The following is a 20,087-nucleotide window of genomic DNA, read 5'->3' as shown; positions in this document are numbered from 1 at the left end:
GCCCCCTGCGGCCCCCGGGTGGCCCCTCACCCGCCGTCCCTCCACTCGTCCGAGCGGACGCGGGCGACGAACGGGAGCCACCGCGGGTCGTCGAAAAGCGCGCGCAACCGTGGGTCAGGTGGGCCGCCGGACAACTCATGCAGGGCGTACTCGTCGTCGGCGATGGCCTGCTCCAGTGCGCCGAACGCGGCGTCGGAGTCGCCGAGGGCGGCCTCGACAACGGCTCGGGGGTAGGCCGAACGGCTGCCAACCAGCATCCGCTCCGCCTCCGCCCGCCGTCCCGCGCTCGCGTAGATGTACGCAGCCGCTCGCCGCATGGCAGGTTCCCTGGGGTGGGACGCGAGCCCCCGCTCGACGAGACCGAGTGCGTCGTCGAGTCGGCCCTGGGACACGTAGAGGGCGGAGAGCATCTGGATCGCGTACGAGAACGTGGGGGCGAGGGCGAGGGTGGACTCGAAGGTGAGGGCCGCTCTAGGGTAGTGCCCAGCTCGGTAGTACACGATCCCGGCGATGTTGAGGACCAGCGCGTCGAGCGGGCCGAGCTGGACGGCTCGATCCGCCGCGCGGAGGGCCTCGTCCCACCGGTGCTGTCCGACGAGCAACTCGGCCAGCGTGGCCCGGAGGTAGGCGTCGCTCGGGTCTGTCTCGACCGCCCGCTCAAAGTGGGCGAGGGCCGCGTCCTCGTCGTGGTCGCGGTACCGCGCGACCTCTCCGAGCAGGTGGTGGGCCTCCGCGTCCCCGGGGTCGAGCGACAGGGCCCGGGCCGCTGCGACTCGGACTTCGGTCCACTCCTCGTTTGTGTCGGGGCCCCGGAGGTACCGGGCCCAGGCCAGGCCCGACCACGCCGCGGCATACGCATCGTCTCGGTGGAGCGCGCGCGCATACAGCGCCTCGGCTTCTTCGCCCGTCGCCGTGCGGGTGGAGAGGCCCAGCCGCCGGACGGTTTCGGCCTGCTGGACGAACGCGTACGCCTCCGGGTCCGAGGTCCCAGGCTCGGCCCGGGCGACCACCGTCGCGAGCGAGAGCCGCCGAGCGATGGCGCGGGCGATCTGGTAGGGGACGTCGAGCACGGCGTCGGCCGCCTGTTCGTAGGTGGTGGACCACGCCTCGAACCCGGTCTCGGCGTCGACGAGCTGGGCCGAGACCCGGACCCGGTCTCCGTCGCCCCGTACGCTCCCCTGCACGAGGTACGCGACGCCGAGCGCCCGCCCGATCGAGTCCGCCAGCGCGTTCGTATCGCGGAACACGAACGATGAGGTCCGGCCGACGACTTGGAGATCGGGAGACCGGGCGAGCGTCTGGAGGAGGTCTTCGGAAAGCCCGTCGGCGAGCGGACCCTGGGCGGGGTCGCCGCTCAGGTTCTCGAACGGCAACACCGCGACCGACGCGACGCCGACGCCGGGGGGAGGCTGCATCCCCGCCGCTCCACGCGTCTCGCCAGGCCCGGCCGCCCGCCAGAGGTAAACCGTGAGCAGGGCGGCGAGGGCGAGGAGCGCCGCCAGCACGGCGTACGCCCAGGGACCACGTTGGTGGCCGGAGCGTGCGGGCGGCTCCGAGGCCTCCGTCGCCGGGCCCTGGTCTAGAGCCTTGAGGGCGTCGAGCACGTCGGCCGCGTGCTGGTAGCGGTCGCTGAGCTCCTTCGCCAGCGCCTTTTCCACGATGCCCGCCAGCCGCTCCGGGATCTCGGGCCGGAGCGCCCGGGCCGGCCTCGGCTCTTCGTGGAGGATCTGGTAGATGAGCGCCTGGGCGTACGCCGCTTGGAACGGCCGTTCGCCCGTCGTCATCTCGTACAGCACGACCCCGAGCGCCCACAGGTCCGACCGCTGGTCCACGGCGCCGCCCCGCACCTGCTCCGGGCTCATGTACGCCGCCGTCCCCAGCGTCTCGCCCGTCTGCGTCAAGTCGGCCTGCCCCGCCGCCTTCGCGATGCCGAAGTCGAGCAGCTTCAGGTGCCCGTACTCGGTCACCATGATGTTGGCCGGCTTGACGTCGCGGTGGGTGATCCCGACGTCGTGCGCGCGGGCGAGGCCCTCGGCCATTTGGCGGGCGAAGTCGACGGCGTCCTCGACGAGGAGGGGGCCGCGCTCGATCTTGCGCTTGAGCGTCTCGCCGCTGTAGCACGGCATCGCGATAAAGAGACGTCCCTCGTGCTCTCCGATCTCGTGGATCGTGCAGATGTTCGGGTGGTCCAGCGCCGAGGCCGCCTGGGCTTCGTGGAGGAGGCGCCGTTCCGCCGCCTCGTCGGCGACGAGGTGAGGGGGCAGGACCTTCAACGCGACAAAGCGGCCGAGGGTCAGGTGTCGGGCCTTGTAGACGACTCCCATCCCGCCGCCCCCGAGCTTTTCCACGATGTGGTACTGGGCGATCGTCTCGCCCTCGCGGATGGGTGGAGGAGGGGGCATGGGTGCCGGTCACGTCGGACCTCCTTGAGGGTACGGCGCATCAGGCGAAGGCCCAGCAACAGGGGCGAGAGGCTCGACCCGTTCGGAATCCGTCCCCGTTTCGGGGACGGGCTCGCCGCGGGGGCCTGGACGGTGGGGACTCATATCACGTGGTACCCTCGCCCACAGCGAGGGCTCCCATGCTCTCGAGGGCGGTTCCGGAGGAGGCAAAAATATTTCGGCCAGGAGGTCAAGAGTTGGACCGTTAACTCTAGCTTCGCCGGCCGTTTGCGGCTCCACAGCCTTGTCGCGCTCGCTCGCTCATCTCTGTTCCCCGCTGCCCCCACGCGCCATGACCCGCTTCCTCTCGTTCAGCATCGTCCTCCTCCTCGCCGTCGCCGGGTGCGACGAGGCCCCCCTCACCGCCCACGCCGATGCAAGCGCCCACGCCGACGGCCGGGCCTCCGCGACCGGCCACGTCGAGATCCCCATCGGGAGCGCTGGTGCGACGGAGACGTACTCCTTCAACGCCGTCCGCTCCCCGAACGGCAGCGTTCGCGGCAACTGGACCACGCACTACCGGTCCGAGGGGTACTCGTCCCGGGCCCACGGCACTATCAAGTGCTTCACGGTGGCGCCCGACGGTCAGACCGCCTGGGTCGGCGGAATCATCACCCAGTTTTCCGACTCCAACGGGTTTCCGGCCGCCGGCGTCCTCGGAAAGGAGGCCAAGTGGACCGTCGTCGACCTTGGCGAGCCCCGCACCGACCTCGCGACGGAGCTGACCTACGGGTTCGACCCAGCCGACGGCGCGGCGGACCAGCACTGCGCCGACGGCAGCGTCGTCGGCAACAGCAACGACCTCCGCGAGACGACGCGCGGCAACGTCCACGTCCGCCCATAACTCCATACGAGGCCCCGCCTTGGCGGCGGGGCCCCCGTCTGTGGGCGCTGCTCTAGCGGTTGCGGCCAAACTTCTCGTGGCTCGACACCCAGTCGTTCGACGAGATCGCCGAGGCCAGGCTGATCTCGCCCGCCAGCACGACGCCCGCGATGATCTCGGCCAGCTTCTGGACCCCGCCCTTCCCGTAGCACCCCATCATCTCGAGGCACTCGCGCTGGGTCGCCAGCCCGACGCCGCCGCCGTACGTCGCCACGATGAGCGACGGGATCGTGATCGACATGTAGAGGTCGTCGTCGTCGGTGTGCTCGGCGTACAGGATCGCCGCCGAGCTCTCGGACACGTTCGCCACGTCCTGGCCCGTCGCGATAAACAGGGCCGTGATGCCGTTCGGACTGTGGAGCCCGTTGTTGTTGGCGCCCGACAAGACGGAGCCGATGCCGGCCGCGACGCCCCAGTGGTACGCCAGCCCGGCCGGCTCAACCCGCATCACCTCGCGGAGCACGTCGCCCGAGATCTTGCACTCGGCCGTGACCCGCTTGCCGCGCGTCTTCATGATGTTGACCATCGACGCCTTCTTGTCCGTCGCGAAGTTGGACTCGAGGTAGAAGCGGCGGATCGAGTCGTTGTTCTCCAGGATCCACGAGCACGCCGCGAAGGTCGCCCGGCCGACCATGTTCTGGCCCGCCGCGTCGCCCGTCGAGAAGTTGAAGCGGCTAAAGGCGAAGTGGTTCGAGAGGTACGTGTCGATCTCCTTCAGCTTGCCGACGGAGGTCGTGGACTCGGCCTGCCGGGCGATCTCGTCGAAGTTCTCGGCGAGCCACACCTTGAAGTCGCGCGCGCCCCGGGCGTCCTCGAAGATGAAGACCGGCGCCCGCTGCATGGCGTCGTCGGAGATGGTGCACTTCACGCCGCCGGACAGGTTGAGCACCTTCATCCCGCGGTTGTAGCTGGCGACGAGCGTCCCCTCGGCGGTCGCCATCGGAATCAGGAACTCGCCCTGGGCGTGCTCGCCGTTGACCTGGAGCGGCCCGGCGACCCCGATCGGCACCTGCGCCACGCCGATGAACGCCTCCACATTCCCCGCCGTGATGTGGGGGTCGAACGAGTACTTCTTGACGTGCTCGAACGTCTTCCCGGTGTACGCCTCGACGAACGCCTGCCGCGCCTGGATGGCGGCGTCTGAGAAGTCGTCCTCGCGGTCGCGCGGGACCGTTACGCGGTCGGGCCGCGGCGGGGCGACGGAGTCCTTGACCTTGAACGACAGGTCGCCCATCCCCGCGATCGAGAACTCGAGCTTGAGTTGGTGGACACCCTCCTCGGCCGAGACCCCGGGCACATGGATCGTCACGATCCGGCGGAGCGGGAAGTCGATCGGATTCGCCGGGGTGACGGAGGCGGCGGGCCGGGTGCTCCCGTCGTCAAGCCCAAGCACGATCTGGTCGGCCCCGACGGTCGTCCCGTCGACGGTCACGCTCTTCAGCCCCGCCAGCTTGGCGTCGGTCAGCCGGTTTTTGAGGCTGAACGCGACGCCGTTGTCGGTCGGGGTCAGGCTCCCGTTCGTGTACAGCTGGCGGAGGACGAGGGAGGGGATTTTCATCGGGCAGGGGAGGAGAGGGGCGCGTGTGAAGCTAGCCTGAAGCGGGGCCGCCCGCGCGGGACGGCCCCGAGTGCTGGGAGGGCGCCGAGGCAGGGGGAGGGACGTCTCGCCGGACGGCGCGGTGCCGGTCGCCCGCTCCCAGCCTCGCCTCCGCGCGGGCAGGCTGGGGGGGGCGGTACCGACCCTGTTTGCGCCCCCAACGCCCACTCACACGGCCGTCCACATCACGAAGTGGGGCCCGATCTCCGGGATGTCGAACTCGGGGCCGACGGCCGCCAGCCCCAGCCGCTCGTAGAAGGGGAGGGCGCCCACGCGGGCGTTGCACCACAGAAAGCGGCCGCCGTCGTCGCGGACCGCGTCGAAGCAGCCGTCGAGCACGAGGCGGCCCAGGCCCGTCCCCCGTGCGGCCTCCGACGTGGCCATGCCCCGCAAGCGCCACGCGGCGCCGTCGGCGTACGCGGCGGGGGGGATCTCGCCCCGGAGCTCGGCCGGCGGCGCCTCGGCGTAGACCGTGCCGACGCCGTCGGGCTCGCTCGCCCCGTCCCGGAAGGCGGCGACGTGGGCGGCGACAGTGTCGTCCTGGTCGTAGCTCGCGAGCCGGTCGGTCCAGCCCGGGCGCAAGACAGCGGTTCTCAGGGGACGGACGACGGCGGCGGGGACGCGGCGGACGGACGGCATGGCGGGATTAGGAATGGGGAGGGCCCGGAAAAGCTAGCAGCCCCAAACCGCTCGCGGCGCCGGGCGTGGGGCGCGTATGGACCTGTTCTCGCCCCCACCCGACCCGGCCGCCCTGCGCGACAAGGCGCTCGCGGCGCACGACGCGCTGTGCGACGCCTACGGCTGCCCCGTCCCGTTCTTCTCCACCAAGGACCCGCTTAGCGAGCTCGTCTCGGCGCTCCTGTCGCACCGGACCAAGAACGCCGACAGCGCCCGCGCCTACCGCCAGCTCCGCGAGCGCTTCCCGACGTGGGAGGCCGTCCGCGACGCGCCGACGACCGACGTCCAGGCGGCGCTCGCGCCGTGCACCTGGCCCGAGCAGAAGGCCCCGCGCGTGCAGGCCGTGCTCGGCGCCGTCACCGACGCGCCCGAGACCGACGGGCTCTCGCTCGACGCGCTCGCCGACTGGCCCGCCGACCAGGCACGGCGCTGGCTCCAGCAGATCAACGGCGTCGGCCCGAACACGAGCGCGGCCGTGCTCCTGTTCAGCCGCCTGCGCGTGCCGGCCCTCCCCGTTGACAGCCACCACCACCGCGTGGCCCAGCGACTGGGCCTGATCCCCGAGTCGATGGCGGTCGGGCCGTCGCACGACGCGCTCGCGGCGTTCGTGCCCGCCGACTGGGACGCCCAGCAGGTCTACGACCACCACGAGGTGTTCATGCTCCACGGGCAGCGGTGCTGCCGCTGGCGGGCGCCGGCGTGCGGGCGGTGCCCGGTCTACGACCTGTGCGTGTGGGCGGGGAAGGGGGCGCGTGGGAACAATGCTTGTTCAAACAAATAACAGGCCGACACCCCCCCGCACTCCCATGTCAGAGCTCCGCTCCAAGGTCGACGACCTCAACGCCCGCATCCTCAACGGCGACATCCTCGGCGCCTTCGAGGACTACTACGCCGACGACGTCGTGATGATCGACGCCGGCCAGCCGCCCCGCAAAGGCAAGGACATCAACCGCCAGTATGAGGAGGTCTTCGTCAACGGCCTCACCGAGTTCCGTGGCGCCGAGGTCAAGTCGGTCGCCGTCGACGAGGACAAGGGCAAGGCGCTCGTCGAGTGGCACTTCGACTTCACGCACGCCGACTTCGGCTCGCAGACCTACGACCAAGTCGCCGTTCAGACGTGGAAGGACGGCCAGATCACCGAGGAGCGCTTCTACAAGCTGTAAGGGGGCAACGAGGGAAGGGGAATGGGCAGACCGCCCTCTGACCGCCCCATCTCGCGTCCTCGCTCCGCCTCCGGACATCCGCCCGCCTCGGCACACGCGCCGAGGCGGGCGGATGGTTTGTACCGAGCGCCCTCTGTTCGTTCCCCGTTCCCGGCGCTGGGGGCAGCGCGCACCCGGAGGGCATCGGCGCCGCGAGCGCCTAGTACGGCGGGTTGAGCGTCTCCGGGTCGGCGGGCGTGTTCTGGAGCTCCCAGTCCTCGAACCGCGCCAGGTCGTCGCGGATGGCCTTCATGACGTACGCCACCACGACGGCGTCGTCGAGGAAGCCCGTGCCCAGGATAAAGTCGGGGATCAGGTCGGCCGGCGTCACGAAGTAGAGGAGCCCGGCGGCGATGAACAGGATGCTCTTCCAGGGGAGGTGCCGGTAGTCGCCCCGGGCGACGGCGGAGCCGAGGCGGGTGAGCCGGGGCACGTCGTCGCGCAGGGTGCCGAGCCGCGAGCGGTCGTCGCGGAGCTGGGCCTGGGCCCGGCGGATGACGGCGCGGAGCCGGCTCGGGTTGTCGGCGAGCTCTTCGGCGTCCTCGCGGACGAGGCGGAGGCCGCGCTTGGCGGTCGTGCGGTCGGTCTTGGACACAGCGACGGGGGAGAGAGAGAGGGCAACGTACGGCGAGGCCCGAACGCGGTTGCCGGACGGCTCGTGCCCGGGCCCCACCCCGGGCGGCTCCCCGCTACCTTCACGGCCCACCCTCTCGCCCCGATGCGCGCCCTCGCTCTCGCCCTCGTCCTCGCCGCCCCCGCGCTGGCCCAGAACGTCGACCCCGTCGTCCACCTCCCGAACGCCATCGCGCCGACGCCCGCCGCCGAGCGGCTCGTCGTGCCCGACGGCGAGAGCCCGCTGGCGGAGATCCCGTTCCGCTCGGTCGGTCCGACCGTGATGAGTGGCCGCGTGGCCGCCGTCGAGGGCAAGCCCGGCGACCCGTCGACGATGATCGTCGCGTATGCCTCGGGCGGGGTCTGGAAAACCACGACGGGCGGCGCCAGCTTCGAGCCGCTCTTCGACGACATGCCCACCATCACCGTCGGCGCACTCGCAGTCGACTGGACCGACGCCGAGGGCGACGAACCGACGATCTGGGTCGGCACCGGCGAGGCGAACTCGTCGCGGTCGTCGTACGCCGGGACCGGTGTCTACCGGAGCACCGACGGCGGCGACTCGTGGGCGCACCTCGGGCTGGCGGAGACCCACCACATCGGCAAGATCGTGCTCGGCGCCGCGCCCGGGCACGCCGTCGTCGCGGCCGTCGGCCACCTGTACTCCCCGAACCCCGAGCGCGGCGTCTTCCGCACGACCGACGGCGGCGCGACGTGGGCGCACACCCTCGCGCTCGACGCCGACACGGGCGCCATCGACCTCGCCCAGGACGCCGACGGCCGCCTCTACGCAGCGACGTGGACGCGCTCGCGCCGGGCCTGGGACTTCCGCGAAGGCGGGCCCGGCTCGGCGATCTGGGCGTCCGACGACGACGGCGCCTCGTGGAGCCGCCTGACGATCGAAGGCTCGGGCTTCCCGACCGGCGCGACCGTCGGCCGCATCGGCGTGGCGACGCACGGGACGACCGTCTGGGCCGTCGTCGACAACCAGGCGCGGCGGCCGGACGAGGACGACCCCGACGCCCCGGCCGTCACGCGCGACGTGCTCCGGACGATCTCGCGCGACGCCTTCCTCGCGCTCGCCGAAGACGACCTCAACGCCTTCCTGGACGCCAACAACGTCCCGTACAGCTACACCGCCGAGAGCATCCTCGACGACGTCCGCGAGGGCCGCATCACGCCCGCCGACCTGGTGGCCTTCCTGGAAGACGCGAACGCCCAACTCTTCGACACGCCCGTCGTCGGCGCTGAGGTGTACCGCTCCGACGACAGCGGCCGGTCGTGGACGCGCACGCACGAGGGCCCGCTCGACGACCTGTTCTACTCCTACGGCTACTATTTCTCGGTCCTGCGCGTCGACCCGCACGACGCCGACCGCCTTTACGTGATGGGTGTCCCGCTCGTCGCCTCCGTCGATGGCGGCGCGACGTGGCAGCGCGCCGACGACGCGCACGTCCACGTCGACCATCACGACCTGTGGCTCGACCCCACGCGCCCGGGCTACGCCATCTCGGGCAACGACGGCGGCCTCAACGTGACGTACGACGGCGGCGCCTCGTGGACCAAGCTCAACCGCCCGGCTGTCGGGCAGTTTTACACGGTCGCCGTTGACGACGCCGAGCCGTACAACGTCTACGGCGGGCTCCAGGACAACGGCGTCTGGGTCGGCCCGAGCGACTACGACGCTGGCGAGGGCTGGCGCGCCGAGGGCGAGTACCCGTACCGGCGCCTGCTCGGCGGCGACGGGATGCAGGTCCAGATCGACGACCGCGACGGGACGGTCTACACCGGCTTCCAGTTCGGCAACTACTTCCGCACGAACCGGAGCGGCGAGGGCCGGGCGGAGCGGATCGTGCCGCAGCACGAGCTCGGCGAGCGCCCGTACCGCTGGAATTGGCAGGCCCCGATCTGGCTCTCGCGCCACGCCCCGGACGTGCTGTACTTCGGGTCCAACAAGGTCCACCGCTCGCTCGACCGGGGCGAGACGTGGGAGACCATGTCCGCCGACCTGACCGGCGGCGGCCGCCCCGGCGACGTCCCCTACGGCACGTTGACCTCGCTCCACGAGTCACCCCTCGAGTTCGGCCTGCTGGCGGCGGGCACCGACGACGGCCGGGTGTGGACGAGCCGCGACGGCGGCAAAAGCTGGCAGGACCGCTCGGTCGGCCTGCCCGCCGACCTGTGGGTGAGCCGCGTCGAGCTCTCCGGCCACGATCGCGACCGGCTCGTCGTCGCCCTCAACGGCTACCGCTGGGACCACTTCGCGTCCCACGTCTTCGCCTCCGACGACCTCGGCCGCACGTGGACCCGGCTCGGCACCGACCTGCCCGCCGAGCCGGTGAATGTGGCGAAGGAGGACCCGCACAACCCCGACGTGCTCTACGTCGGGACCGACGGCGGGCTCTACGTGTCGCTCGACCGCGGCGCGAGCTTCGCGCCGTTCCATGGCCAGCGCGCCGCCGCGCCCGAGGCGCCCGGCCCGTTCGACACTGTGGGGGAGGGCGTGACGCTCCCCCGCGCTCCCGTCCACGACCTCGTGGTCCAGGCGCGCGAGCGCGACCTGGTCGTCGGCACGCACGGACGGTCGATCTGGATCGCCGACACCGGGCACATCGCGGACCTGACCGCCGCGGTCCGCGCGCGCGCCGTCCACGTCTTCGCGCCCGACACGACGCGCCACCGCGACGACTGGGGGACGATCGGCTACACGTGGTCCGACCCCCGCGAGCCCGAGGTCGAGATCGCGTACTGGTCCGCCGACAGCGGGACCGCCACGGTCCGCATCCTCGACGCCGCTGGCACCGCGGTCCACTCGTTCACCGACGCCGCCGACCCGGGCCTCAACCTGACGATGTATGCCCTGCGCGCGGACCGGGCGTTGTCGGACGACGCCGAGGCGGGCGAGGACACGGGCGCGTTCTACCTCGTCCCCGGCGAGTACGTCGTCGAGGTCGATGTCGGCGGGGCGACGGCGACGGCACCTCTCGTCGTGGAGGCCGCGCCGCCGCCGCGCAGCCGCGCCCGCAAAAAGGCACCCTGAGTTGGGGGGCAGGGGAGCCGAGGGAGGAGATGGGCGTCGGAGGGCGCTTTCCGCTCGCCTCCGTTCCGCCCCGCTCGCTGATTGCCGGCCCGCGGCCCCCGCTCGCGGCCGCTCGGGCCGTCGGGGACAAAGCCGGACGGCCCGAGTATCCCCCGCCGCCCCACCCTCGCCGATGTCTCCATCTGTCCGCTTGCGCGTCCTCTGGGAGCGCTACGTCGCCCCGTCGCGCGCCGAGCACGACCCCGGGTTCCGCGCCGTGCTCGACGGGGCGACGGTCATCGGGCTCCGCGTCGCCGGCTTGTTCGGGATCGTGGCGCTGGTTGGCGTCGGAATGGCCGTCGTGGTGACGAGCATGGTCGGGGGCGGCGGCGTCGGCGACGTGGGCGACTCGGCGACGCAGATCGGGGAGGCCCTGTCCGACAAACTGTTCGTGTACGCGGCGGCGGCCGTGTTCTTCGTGGTCGCCCGGTTCCGGCCCGGCCTGGTGCTCGGGCGGTGGCTGGTGGCCCTGTTCGTGCTCGTCGGCTCGCTCGTCATCACGTGGGAGGAGCTGGTCCGGGGCGACCTCGAGTTCATGGCCGCGTGGCTGTCGCTGCTGCTGCTGTTCACCGTCGGAACGGTGCCGTTTCAGCCGATCCAGACGATGCTGCTGGGCGGCCTGATCACCGTCCTCCACACCGGCGCGCTGGCACTCGCGGGCACGACGGGCTCGCTGGTCGACGCGGGCGAGGCGGTCCGCCGCCTGTCGTTTCTGCTCCTGGTCACGTTCCTGTCGACGGCGATGAGCGCGGCGCTGTACGCAGGGCGCCGGGGGCAGTACCGGGGCACGCAGCGGCTGGCGCGGCTGCGCGACCGGCTCGCGGCGCGGGGCGAGCAGCTGGAGACGCGCGGGGCGGAACTCGAGGCCCAGCAGGCCGAGCTGACGGCGTCGCTGGCGCGGCTGGAGGCGGCGCAGACGCGGCTCGTGCAGCAGGAAAAGATGGCGTCGCTGGGGCAGCTCACGGCCGGCGTCGCCCACGAGCTCAAGAACCCGCTCAACTTCGTCAACAACTTCGCCCAGCTCCTGGTCGAGCTGCTCGACGACTTCGAGGAGGAGGTCCGCGAGGTCCCCGAGCGGCCGGTCGGCGAGGCCCTCGACGAGTCGGCCGACCTGCTCGACGACATGCGCTCGAACGCGCTCAAGATCCGCGAGCACGGCCGACGCGCCGACGGCATCATCCGGTCGATGCTGGCGCACAGCCGGGCCCAGCCCGGCCCGAGCCGGGAGGCGCCGCTCAACAGCTTGCTCAAGGAGTACGTCGGGCTGGCGTACCACGGCATGCGCGCGGAGCACTCCGGCTTCAACGTCGAGCTCGACCTCGACCTCGACGAGGCCGTCGGGACGGTCGTGATGGTGCCCGAGGAGATGGGCCGCGTGTTCCTCAACCTGCTCGACAACGCGCTCCAGGCGCTCCGCGAGCGGGCGGCAGCGGGCGAGCCCGGGTTTGCCCCCGTGCTCCGGGTCGAGTCGCGGCCGTGGGGGAAGGGCGCGCGCGTCCGCATCACCGACAACGGTCCGGGCATCCCGGAGGGCGCGCGGACCAAGATCTTCGAGCCGTTCTTCACCACGAAGCCGACCGGCGAGGGCACCGGCCTCGGCCTGTCACTGGCCTACGAGATCGTCGTCCACGGGCACGGCGGCGAGCTGACCGTCGAGACCGAAGAAGGGGAGGGGACCACGTTCACCGTCGGGCTGACCGGTCTGGCGCCCCCGAAAGCGATGCCGGCCCCGGTCCGGGAGGCGACGTCGTAAGGGGCGGTTCGGCACAGGCCAGGCGCGAACGCGCGTTCAGCAGGAGCCTCGTGGACCCGCCACGCCCACAAAAAAGCGGCCGCTGCATCGCTGCAACGGCCGCTCGTGACGTGCCCGGGACTGGACTCGAACCAGCACGGATTTTACTCCACACGCCCCTCAAGCGTGCGTGTCTACCAATTTCACCACCCGGGCAGGGTGCGCACAGGGCGCTAGAAAGAACTCGGTCGAGGTGTGACTCCGGTAGGGCTCGAACCTACGACCCGCTGGTTAAAAGCCAGCTGCTCTGCCAACTGAGCTACGGAGCCAGAGGAGGGGCTCGCGCCTCTCCGGCGGGCAGGCGTCCAAACTAGACCCGTGCCCGGCCCGTGGGCAATGGGCCCGTGTGGAGCGGCGGCTAAGACGCGCGCGCCTACTGCCGGCTGGCGGCGGGCTCTCGCTTCGAGGCCGACGCCCCCGAACAGAACCGAGCGCGGCGCCTCAGCGGACGACGGCCGCGCGCTGGCTGACGACGGCACCGCCGGCCGCCAGCCGCACGACGTACACCCCGGCCGCGAGCCCGGCCGGGAGCGCCGCCTCGTGCCGGCCCGCCGCGAGCGGCCCGTCGACGAGCACGGCGACCTCTCGGCCCCGCGCGTCGAACACGCTCAGCCGGACGGCGCCGGCCTCGGGGACCCCGAACTCGAGACGCGCGCCGCCCGCCGACGGGTTCGGGACGGGCGCCTCGAGCGCGACGGCCGCCACGTCCCCGGCGCTCGCGAGCGCGGCCCCGATCCGGAGCACGAACCGGTCGGCCGCCGCGGCCGGGTCGGCGAGGTCGTCGAGCGGGACGTCGTCGAGCGCCGGGCTCGGCGCGAGCCGGAACCCGTAGCTCGACCGCGCCCGGACGTCGACCTCCTCGCCCGTCGCGAGGTCGACGAGCACGACGGGCAGCCCGGCCGGGAGCGCGCTCGCGTCCCAGCGGAGCGTCGCGTCGCCGCGCGTACCCCGCGCTTCGACGGCGAGCGGGACCTCGGCGGGGGCGAACGGCCGGGCGTCGCGGGTCGCCAGCGCCCGGCCCACGCGGGCCCCGACGAGCGCGTACGCCGTGGCCGGGGGCTGGAACTTCTCGGTGTCCTCGTCGGCGTCGAACGCCGCGGTCGCCTCGGCGTCGAAGGCGACCGCGAGCGAGGCGTCGCGGAGCGGGCGGCCGGCCTCCGAGGTCGCCTCGAGCGCGAACCGGAGGCCGGGGGCCGTCGGGCCGGCCGCCCGGGCCGCCTGCGCGGCGGGGACCCGGGCGTCCGAAGGGATGGTCAGCACGCGCGGGTTCCCGTTCCGGCGGGGGCCCCGGGCCCGGAACCGGAACGCTTGCCACGGGGCCACCGTCGTGGCCTCGGCCCACGTCGCCGTGGCCGGGTCGTACGTGTAGACCCCGGTGTTCCGCGAGAGCCCGCCCCCGCCCTGCCACGACCGGATCCCCGAGACGTCGAGCGGCTCGGCGAACGGGTTGGCGAGGTGGTTGAACCGGTTGCCCCCGGTGTCGAGCGGGACCCGGACGAACCGGTCGTTGACCGGGCGGCCGGTCGCGAGCGTGAACGGGAGGGCCCGGCTCTCGCTCACGGCGGGGTCGCCGACCCCGTCGCGGTCGAGGAGGTACCACCGGACCGCGCGGCCGAGCGGGAGCTCGTGTCCGGCGCCCCCGTCGGGGAGCCACCGGCCGGCGGCCGTGTCGTACCCGGTCCACAGGGTCGGCTTGGGGTGGTCGGGGAAGTACCCGGGCACGCCGCGGACGAGGTTCTGGGCCGCGAGGTCGTCGACGGTCATCCCGGCCGCGGGGGGCCCGAGGAACCGGGCCCCGCGGGCCCCGGCGATCACGACGGACGAGGTGGCCGTCGAGCCGCCGACGGTCAGCGTCACCGGGACGACGGTGATCTCGGCGGCGGCGTCGCTCGTCGAGACGGTGATCTCGGTCGTGTAGACGCCCTCCGGCAGGTCCGTGGCGTCGACGTCGAGGTCGAACCCGACCGATCCGCCGGGGCCGATCACGCCGCTCGCCGGGCCGGAGAGGGTCGCCCACCGCGTCGGCTGAGTAAAGGCGATCGCGAGGTCGGACCGGAGGTAGGCCGCGTTGAGCGCCACCTGGAGGCCGACGGCGCCGTCCTCGTCCTCGATGCCGACCGTCGCGCTGTCGAGCGGACCCGTCAGCGTGCCGTACTGGTACTCGATCGACCCGTCGTCGGAGAGGAGGATCTGGAACGTCAGGTCGACGCCGGACGACGGCACGTACGTGCCCCAGTTCGTCCACTGGATGACGAACCGGCCGTCGGGCAGCGTGCCGCTGTAGGCCGTGCCCGAGCGCCGGTGGAGGTCGTCCCAGAATGGCGCCAGCAGGCCGTTCGGCGTGACCGCGGACGGAATCGGGCCGTTCGAGTAGTCCTGGCTGTAGGCGAAGGCCGCGTAGCCGTTTGTCGAGACGCCGACCTCGGTGTAGCTAGCGCCGTAGAAGGGGAACGCGAAGGGGAGGGTGAGCGTGGCCGAGCCCTCGTCGTTGCCGGAGAAGGCGATGGGCGTACCTGTGCTCGAGATGTCCTGGAACGCGACGGCCGGGCCGCCGGGCTCGTCGGAGTCGATCCAGGCGTAGCCGAAGGCGTCGGGGCCGCCGTCGCCCAGGCGGGCGGCAAACTCCACGCTGCCCTTGCTGGCGCCGAATGCGTCCGCGCCGGGGTCGACGGCGCCGGGCCGCCCGCTGACGGCGCCGGACACGAGCGGCTCCCCGACAAACGGCGGGGGAGGGGACGGCAGCGCCACCCGGTCGGCGGCCGGCTGGGACAGGGCCCCGAGCGAGGCTGTGTACAGGAGGTCGCCGGTGCCCGCCGTGTTCGCCAGCGTCAGCGTCGCGCGGCCCGTCTCGCCGGGGGCGACCGTGAGGTCGAGCGCGCTGGGCGAGAGGTCGGCCGTGCCCGACGACCCGTCGCGCGGGGCGAGCACGAACAGGCCGTTCTTGATGTCGCTCGCGACGACGGTCCCGCTGGCGAAGTACGGGTAGTTGCTCCACTGGCCGCCCGTCCCCGTGCTCGCGCCGTGCGCGTTGGTCGCAGGCTCCGTGTCGAAGTAGGCCACCATCGACAGCGCGCCGCTCCCGATCGCCGCCGCGTCCAGGACCTGCAGGCCCGCCGTGTAGTTGCTCTGGAAGACCCGGGGGCCGACGACGTAGAGGTTGTGGTCGGAGGCGCTCGACGTGCCGTCGTGGGCGAAGGCGAACTCCGGGTCGTCGAGGTCGAGGAGGTCCATCACCAGCGTCCGCGTCGGTGTCGAGCTGTTGCCGTCGAGCTCGTCGTTGACGATGAAGTAGCGCTGGTCGTCGGTGAACCAGCCCTGGTGGGTGTAGCTCGGGGTCGGATAGAACGCGCGCGCGATCTGGACCGGGGCGCTCGGGTCGGTCACGTCGACGATGGTAACGGTGTCCTCGTTGCTCGCCACACAGATGGCCCGGCCGGTGTGGTCCGCGTCCGGACCGCTATAGATCAGGCACTGCGCGTCGTGCGTGTAGCCGTCGGCCGAGAAGCAGCCGGCGGGGGTGGGCGCGAGCGGGGTCGAGACGTCGACCATCTCGAGGCCGCCGGCGCACGTTGAGGCGCCGACGCCGACCGCCAGGTCCGCCGCCTCCAGCACGACGACGTTGTGGGCGCTCCCGAACCCCGTGTACGTCGTGCCGGCGGCGAACGTGACCGGTGGGCCGTCGACCGCGAGCAGCTGAGTCAGGTCGAACACCTGCATCCCGTGGCTCCCAGCCTCCGAGACGATGTAGGCGTGGTCCCCGATGGTCTTGATGTCTCGCCACGACGAGGACGAGGTGGCCGTGGGCAGCTTGCCCAGGAAGACCGGCGCGCTCGGCGTCGTGACCTCGACGAAGGCCGTGCCGTTGGTCAGGCCGACGAGCGCGAACTCGCGGCCGCTGGCGGCATGCGTCCAGCCCCAGATGTCGTTCGCGGCCGAGGGCGCACCCGAGCCCGGCGACGCGAACGCGGAGAGGCCGAGGTGGGCCATCAGGTCGATTCCATCGCAAGGGTAGCCGGCCGCCGAGCCGGCGGCGCAGGGGGCCTGGGCCGAGGCCGCCGAACTCAGGGCCGCCATCAGGGCCAGGACAAACAAACGCATGGAGATAGGGGAATGAGTCGGTCCGAAGATGGAGCGGAGCGGCCACCTGCGCAACCAATGTGTGCCCCCGGCGCGGGCGACGAGGCCGGGGAGGCGCCTCCCGACGGCCACCGCCCTCCAGCCAGCGCCTTGCGCCGGCACGGCGCGCCGGGAATCGCTTTCGTGTGTTTACGGGGAACACAGCGGCCATTGGGGCGCTCGCGGGCGTGCGGGCGTCCACGTCGCCGGGGCGGGGCTACACCCTGCGCCCGGCCCTCCGATACCTTCCCGACTCTCCCCCCGCTCTCGCTATGCACATCGCCGTCGTCGGAACTGGATACGTAGGCCTGGTCTCGGGCGTCTGCTTTGCCGAGATGGGCAACGACGTGGTCTGCGTCGACATCGACGCCGGCAAGGTCGAGAGCCTGCGCGACGGGCGGCTGACCATCTACGAGCCCGGCCTCGAGGTCTACTTCGACCGCGGCCGCCGCGAGGAGCGCCTGCACTTTACGACCGACCTCGCCGAGGCCGTCGAGTCGGCCGAGGCCGTCTTCCTGGCCCTGCCCACGCCTCCGGGCGAGGGCGGCGCGGCCGACCTCCGCTACGTGCTCGGCGTCGCCGACGACCTCGGCAAGATGCTCGCCGACGCCAAGGCGGCCGACGGCACGGGCTGGGGCTACAAGGTCATCGTCGATAAAAGCACGGTCCCCGTCGGGACGGCCGCACGCGTGACGGCCGCGCTCGCGGCCCACGGGCTCGAGGAGGGCGTCGACTTCGACGTGGTCTCGAACCCCGAGTTTTTGCGCGAGGGCGTGGCCGTGGAGGACTTTATGAAACCCGAGCGCGTCGTCGTGGGCACCGGGTCCGAGCGGGCGGCCGAGGTCATGCGCCGGCTCTACGAGCCGTTCGTCCGGTCTGGCAACCCGATCCTGGTCATGGACGAGCCCTCGGCCGAGATGACGAAGTACGCGGCGAACGCGATGCTCGCGACCAAGATCACGTTCATGAACGAGATCGCGAATCTGTGCGAGCGCGTCGGCGCGGATGTCGACAAGGTGCGGCGCGGGATCGGGACGGACTCCCGGATCGGCCCCAAGTTTTTGTACGCCGGCATCGGGTTCGGCGGGAGCTGCTTCCCCAAGGACGTCCAGGCGCTCCACCGGACGGCGCGCGAGGAGGGCTACGACTTCGAGATCCTGGACGCCGTGCTCCGCGTCAACGACAGCCAGCGCCGGTCGATGGTGCCCCGCGTGGTCGAGGCCATCGGCACCGACGGCCGCCTCGCTGGCAAGACCGTCGCGGTCTGGGGGCTCGCGTTCAAGCCCCACACCGACGACGTCCGCGAGGCCCCAGCGCATGTCATCATCCGCGAGCTGGTGCGGCTCGGCGCGGACGTGGTCGCGTTCGACCCGGAGGCCCGAGAGACGACCGAGGCGGCGTTCGCGCGCGAGCCGGTCGAGGGCCCGGGCTCGCTGCGCTACGCCGACCGCGGCTACCACGCCATCGACGGGGCCGATGCGCTCGTCATCGCGACCGAGTGGCCCGAGTTCCGCCGCCCCGACCTCGACCGCGTCCGCAACCTGATGAACGCGGGGCCCGACGGGGTCCCGGTCATCTTCGACGGCCGCAACGTGTTCGACCCGGAGCGGATGGCCGCCGCCGGGTTCGCGTACCACTCCGTCGGCCGCCCGTTCGTCACGCCGATGTCGGGTGCGTAGTCCGTGGAGCGCGGGACTCCGCGCTCGGTGGTGTCGCCTTTCCCTCGTCCTACGGTTCACGCCCCACTCCCCATGCCCCGCACCCTGATCACCGGCGGCGCCGGCTTCCTCGGCTCCCACCTGTGCGACCGCTTTGTCGCCGAAGGGCACGACGTGGTCTGCCTCGACAACTTCATCACGGGCAACCCAGAGAACGTCGCACACCTCGTCGGCCAACCGGGCTTCGAGATCCTGCGCCACGACATCTCGACGTTCACGTATGTCGCCGGGCCAGTCGACAACGTGCTCCACTTCGCGAGCCCCGCCAGCCCCATCGACTACCTGCGGCTGCCGATCCAGACGCTCAAGGTGGGCAGCCTCGGGACCCACAACGCGCTCGGGCTGGCGAAGGCCAAGGGCGCCCGGTTCCTGCTGGCGAGCACGTCCGAGGTCTACGGCGACCCCCAGATCCACCCGCAGCCGGAGACCTACTGGGGCCACGTCAACCCGGTCGGCAGCCGGGGCGTCTACGACGAGGCCAAGCGGTTCGCCGAGGCCATCACGATGGCGTACCACCGCTACCACGGTGTCGAAACGCGCATCGTCCGGATCTTCAACACGTACGGCGAGCGGATGCGGCTCGACGACGGCCGCGCGCTCCCGGCGTTTATGGGGCAGGCGTTGCGCGGCGAGCCGATTACGGTCTTCGGCGACGGCTCCCAGACGCGGAGCTTCCAGTACGTCGACGACCTGATCGAGGGGCTGTGGCGGCTGCTCCACTCCGACGAGGCCGACCCGGTCAACATCGGCAACCCGGACGAGGTCTCGATCCGCGAGTTCGCCCAAGAGGTCGTCGCGCTCACCGGCTCCGACTCGACGATCACCTTCGAGGACCTGCCCGCCGACGACCCCCAGGTCCGCCAGCCGGACATCACGCGGGCGCGCGAGATCCTGGGCTGGACCCCCCGGGTCGACCGCGCCGACGGGCTCGCGCGGACGCTCGACTACTTCCGGCAGCGCGTCGCCGAGGAGGCCGCCGGGTAGCGCGGCAGGGGAGAGGCGCCGGGGCGATCTTGCCCCGCCCGTCCCCCCGCCCCGTGACCGACCTCATCCGCCTCGCCCTCGACGCCGCCCGCGCCGGCGGCGACGCCATCCTGGGCTACTACGGCCAGCCGCTGACCGTCGATGCCAAGGCCGACGACTCGCCGCTGACGCAGGCCGACCTCGCCGCGCACCGCACCATCACCGCCGCCCTCCGCGCCGGCGCCGACGTGCCCGTTCTGTCCGAGGAGTCGCCGGCGTCGGAGGTGGCCGCCCGCAAAAGCTGGCGCCGGTTCTGGTGCGTCGACCCGCTCGACGGCACCAAGGAGTTCATCAAGGGCTCGCCGGTCGCCGGCTCGGACCGCCCGCCCGTGACCTCGGGCGAGTTCACGGTCAACATCGCCCTCGTTGAGGACGGGGCGCCGGTTCTGGGCGTGGTCCACGTGCCCGTCCACGGCGTGACGTACTTCGCGGCCGACGGCCAGGCGTGGAAGCAGACCGGCGACGCCGAGCCGGTCCGCATCGCGACGCGGCCCGCCCCGGACGACGCGCTGACGATTGTCGCCAGTCGCGACCACGCGGGCGCCGAGGTGGCCGGCATCATCGACAACGCCGAGGACTCGGGCCGGGACGTGTCCAGCGCCTCGATGGGCTCGTCGCTCAAGTTCTGCTTGGTCGCCGAGGGCGCCGCCGACCTCTACCCCCGGACGGTCCCGACATTCGAGTGGGACACCGCCGCGGCCCAGGCGGTCGTCGAAGCGGCCGGCGGCGGCGTCTCGACGCGCGACGGAAAACGGCTGGCGTACAACAAGGACGACCTCCGCAACCCGTCCGTCTTCGCCTGGGGCGACGCCGGGCTCGAGTGGCGCGAGTGGCTGGCTCAATGAGGGCAAGAGAGAAGACGGACGTGGCAAGGGGCCTCTCTCTCAGGGGCCTTGAGACGACCCGTGGGCCCCGCCCTTTTCCCCGTTCCCCGTTCCCCTTGCCC

Annotated in this window: 13 protein-coding genes and 2 tRNA genes; 8 read left to right on the top strand and 7 right to left on the bottom strand. The window is 72.2% G+C overall.

Features of this window, described 5'->3' with window-relative positions; all coding sequences use genetic code 11:
• Positions 1-26: 26 nt before the first annotated feature.
• On the bottom strand, positions 27-2,402 hold the full coding sequence (locus tag ACLIRP_RS08780; protein WP_412063592.1) for a protein kinase domain-containing protein: 2,376 nt from the start codon (positions 2,400-2,402) through the stop codon (positions 27-29).
• Between the two features lie 331 nt (positions 2,403-2,733).
• On the opposite strand from ACLIRP_RS08780, the gene ACLIRP_RS08775 reads away from it, so the two are divergent.
• On the top strand, positions 2,734-3,285 hold the full coding sequence (locus tag ACLIRP_RS08775) for a hypothetical protein (protein WP_412063591.1): 552 nt from the start codon (positions 2,734-2,736) through the stop codon (positions 3,283-3,285).
• A 52-nt stretch (positions 3,286-3,337) separates the two neighbouring features.
• On the opposite strand, the gene ACLIRP_RS08770 is transcribed toward ACLIRP_RS08775, so the two are convergent.
• Together ACLIRP_RS08770 and ACLIRP_RS08765 are read right to left on the bottom strand one after the other, a co-directional pair.
• Positions 3,338-4,882, bottom strand: coding sequence for a hydroxymethylglutaryl-CoA reductase (locus ACLIRP_RS08770; RefSeq protein ID WP_412063590.1), 1,545 nt, complete (start codon positions 4,880-4,882; stop codon positions 3,338-3,340).
• Positions 4,883-5,089: 207 nt separating this feature from the next.
• Positions 5,090-5,560 (bottom strand): GNAT family N-acetyltransferase, encoded by a 471-nt coding sequence (locus ACLIRP_RS08765; RefSeq protein ID WP_412063589.1) that lies wholly within the window; start codon positions 5,558-5,560, stop codon positions 5,090-5,092.
• A gap of 76 nt (positions 5,561-5,636) precedes the next feature.
• Here ACLIRP_RS08765 and ACLIRP_RS08760 point away from each other — a divergent pair, with 76 nt between their 5' ends.
• Both ACLIRP_RS08760 and ACLIRP_RS08755 read left to right on the top strand, forming a co-directional pair.
• A complete protein-coding gene (locus ACLIRP_RS08760; RefSeq protein WP_412063588.1) occupies positions 5,637-6,380 on the top strand; it encodes an endonuclease III domain-containing protein in 744 nt (247 codons plus the stop codon).
• A 25-nt stretch (positions 6,381-6,405) separates the two neighbouring features.
• Entirely contained in the window at positions 6,406-6,762 is a 357-nt protein-coding gene (locus tag ACLIRP_RS08755; protein WP_412063587.1) for a nuclear transport factor 2 family protein, read from the top strand.
• Between the two features lie 199 nt (positions 6,763-6,961).
• Here the strand turns inward: ACLIRP_RS08755 and ACLIRP_RS08750 are convergent, their stop codons facing one another.
• The gene (locus ACLIRP_RS08750; protein ID WP_412063586.1) at positions 6,962-7,396 is read right to left on the bottom strand and encodes a DUF1232 domain-containing protein; all 435 of its coding nucleotides are present in this window, start codon (positions 7,394-7,396) and stop codon (positions 6,962-6,964) included.
• 123 nt (positions 7,397-7,519) lie between these two features.
• Between ACLIRP_RS08750 and ACLIRP_RS08745 the strand changes: the two genes are divergently transcribed.
• Positions 7,520-10,453 carry a WD40/YVTN/BNR-like repeat-containing protein gene (locus ACLIRP_RS08745; protein ID WP_412063585.1) on the top strand — a complete coding sequence of 978 codons (2,934 nt, stop codon included), beginning with the start codon at positions 7,520-7,522 and terminating at the stop codon, positions 10,451-10,453.
• A 172-nt stretch (positions 10,454-10,625) separates the two neighbouring features.
• Positions 10,626-12,245: a sensor histidine kinase gene (locus tag ACLIRP_RS08740; protein WP_412063584.1), complete on the top strand. Its 1,620-nt coding sequence runs from the start codon at positions 10,626-10,628 to the stop codon at positions 12,243-12,245.
• Positions 12,246-12,356: 111 nt separating this feature from the next.
• Here the strand turns inward: ACLIRP_RS08740 and ACLIRP_RS08735 are convergent.
• The 3 genes from ACLIRP_RS08735 to ACLIRP_RS08725 form a co-directional block, all read right to left on the bottom strand.
• A tRNA-Leu gene (locus ACLIRP_RS08735) sits at positions 12,357-12,440 on the bottom strand.
• A 40-nt stretch (positions 12,441-12,480) separates the two neighbouring features.
• Positions 12,481-12,553: transfer RNA gene (locus tag ACLIRP_RS08730), tRNA-Lys, on the bottom strand.
• Between the two features lie 172 nt (positions 12,554-12,725).
• On the bottom strand, positions 12,726-16,382 hold the full coding sequence (locus ACLIRP_RS08725) for a choice-of-anchor B family protein (protein ID WP_412063583.1): 3,657 nt from the start codon (positions 16,380-16,382) through the stop codon (positions 12,726-12,728).
• Between the two features lie 290 nt (positions 16,383-16,672).
• On the opposite strand from ACLIRP_RS08725, the gene ACLIRP_RS08720 reads away from it, so the two are divergent.
• The 3 genes from ACLIRP_RS08720 to cysQ all read left to right on the top strand — a co-directional run bounded on the left by ACLIRP_RS08720 (position 16,673) and on the right by cysQ (position 19,986).
• Positions 16,673-18,079 (top strand): UDP-glucose dehydrogenase family protein, encoded by a 1,407-nt coding sequence (locus ACLIRP_RS08720; RefSeq protein WP_412063582.1) that lies wholly within the window; start codon positions 16,673-16,675, stop codon positions 18,077-18,079.
• Between the two features lie 72 nt (positions 18,080-18,151).
• Positions 18,152-19,102 carry a UDP-glucuronic acid decarboxylase family protein gene (locus tag ACLIRP_RS08715; RefSeq protein ID WP_412063581.1) on the top strand — a complete coding sequence of 317 codons (951 nt, stop codon included), beginning with the start codon at positions 18,152-18,154 and terminating at the stop codon, positions 19,100-19,102.
• Between the two features lie 53 nt (positions 19,103-19,155).
• Positions 19,156-19,986: a 3'(2'),5'-bisphosphate nucleotidase CysQ gene (gene cysQ, locus ACLIRP_RS08710; RefSeq protein WP_412063580.1), complete on the top strand. Its 831-nt coding sequence runs from the start codon at positions 19,156-19,158 to the stop codon at positions 19,984-19,986.
• The last annotated feature ends 101 nt before the right edge of the window (positions 19,987-20,087 follow it).

Origin of the sequence: Rubrivirga halophila, from assembly GCF_046845755.1 — a bacterium.
GTDB lineage: Bacteria > Bacteroidota > Rhodothermia > Rhodothermales > Rubricoccaceae > Rubrivirga.
This window is presented reverse-complemented; position numbering and strand designations above follow the sequence as displayed.

What these genes read in the sequence shown, in the direction of transcription:
- ACLIRP_RS08775 (WP_412063591.1), top strand. Translation starts at nt 2,734, where the DNA reads ATGACCCGCTTCCTCTCGTTCAGCATCGTCCTCCTCCTCGCCGTCGCC.
- ACLIRP_RS08780 (WP_412063592.1), bottom strand. Translation starts at nt 2,402, where the DNA reads ATGCCCCCTCCTCCACCCATCCGCGAGGGCGAGACGATCGCCCAGTAC.
- ACLIRP_RS08755 (WP_412063587.1), top strand. Translation starts at nt 6,406, where the DNA reads ATGTCAGAGCTCCGCTCCAAGGTCGACGACCTCAACGCCCGCATCCTC.
- ACLIRP_RS08770 (WP_412063590.1), bottom strand. Translation starts at nt 4,882, where the DNA reads ATGAAAATCCCCTCCCTCGTCCTCCGCCAGCTGTACACGAACGGGAGC.
- ACLIRP_RS08720 (WP_412063582.1), top strand. Translation starts at nt 16,673, where the DNA reads ATGCACATCGCCGTCGTCGGAACTGGATACGTAGGCCTGGTCTCGGGC.
- ACLIRP_RS08740 (WP_412063584.1), top strand. Translation starts at nt 10,626, where the DNA reads ATGTCTCCATCTGTCCGCTTGCGCGTCCTCTGGGAGCGCTACGTCGCC.
- ACLIRP_RS08760 (WP_412063588.1), top strand. Translation starts at nt 5,637, where the DNA reads ATGGACCTGTTCTCGCCCCCACCCGACCCGGCCGCCCTGCGCGACAAG.
- ACLIRP_RS08765 (WP_412063589.1), bottom strand. Translation starts at nt 5,560, where the DNA reads ATGCCGTCCGTCCGCCGCGTCCCCGCCGCCGTCGTCCGTCCCCTGAGA.
- ACLIRP_RS08725 (WP_412063583.1), bottom strand. Translation starts at nt 16,382, where the DNA reads ATGCGTTTGTTTGTCCTGGCCCTGATGGCGGCCCTGAGTTCGGCGGCC.
- ACLIRP_RS08745 (WP_412063585.1), top strand. Translation starts at nt 7,520, where the DNA reads ATGCGCGCCCTCGCTCTCGCCCTCGTCCTCGCCGCCCCCGCGCTGGCC.
- ACLIRP_RS08715 (WP_412063581.1), top strand. Translation starts at nt 18,152, where the DNA reads ATGCCCCGCACCCTGATCACCGGCGGCGCCGGCTTCCTCGGCTCCCAC.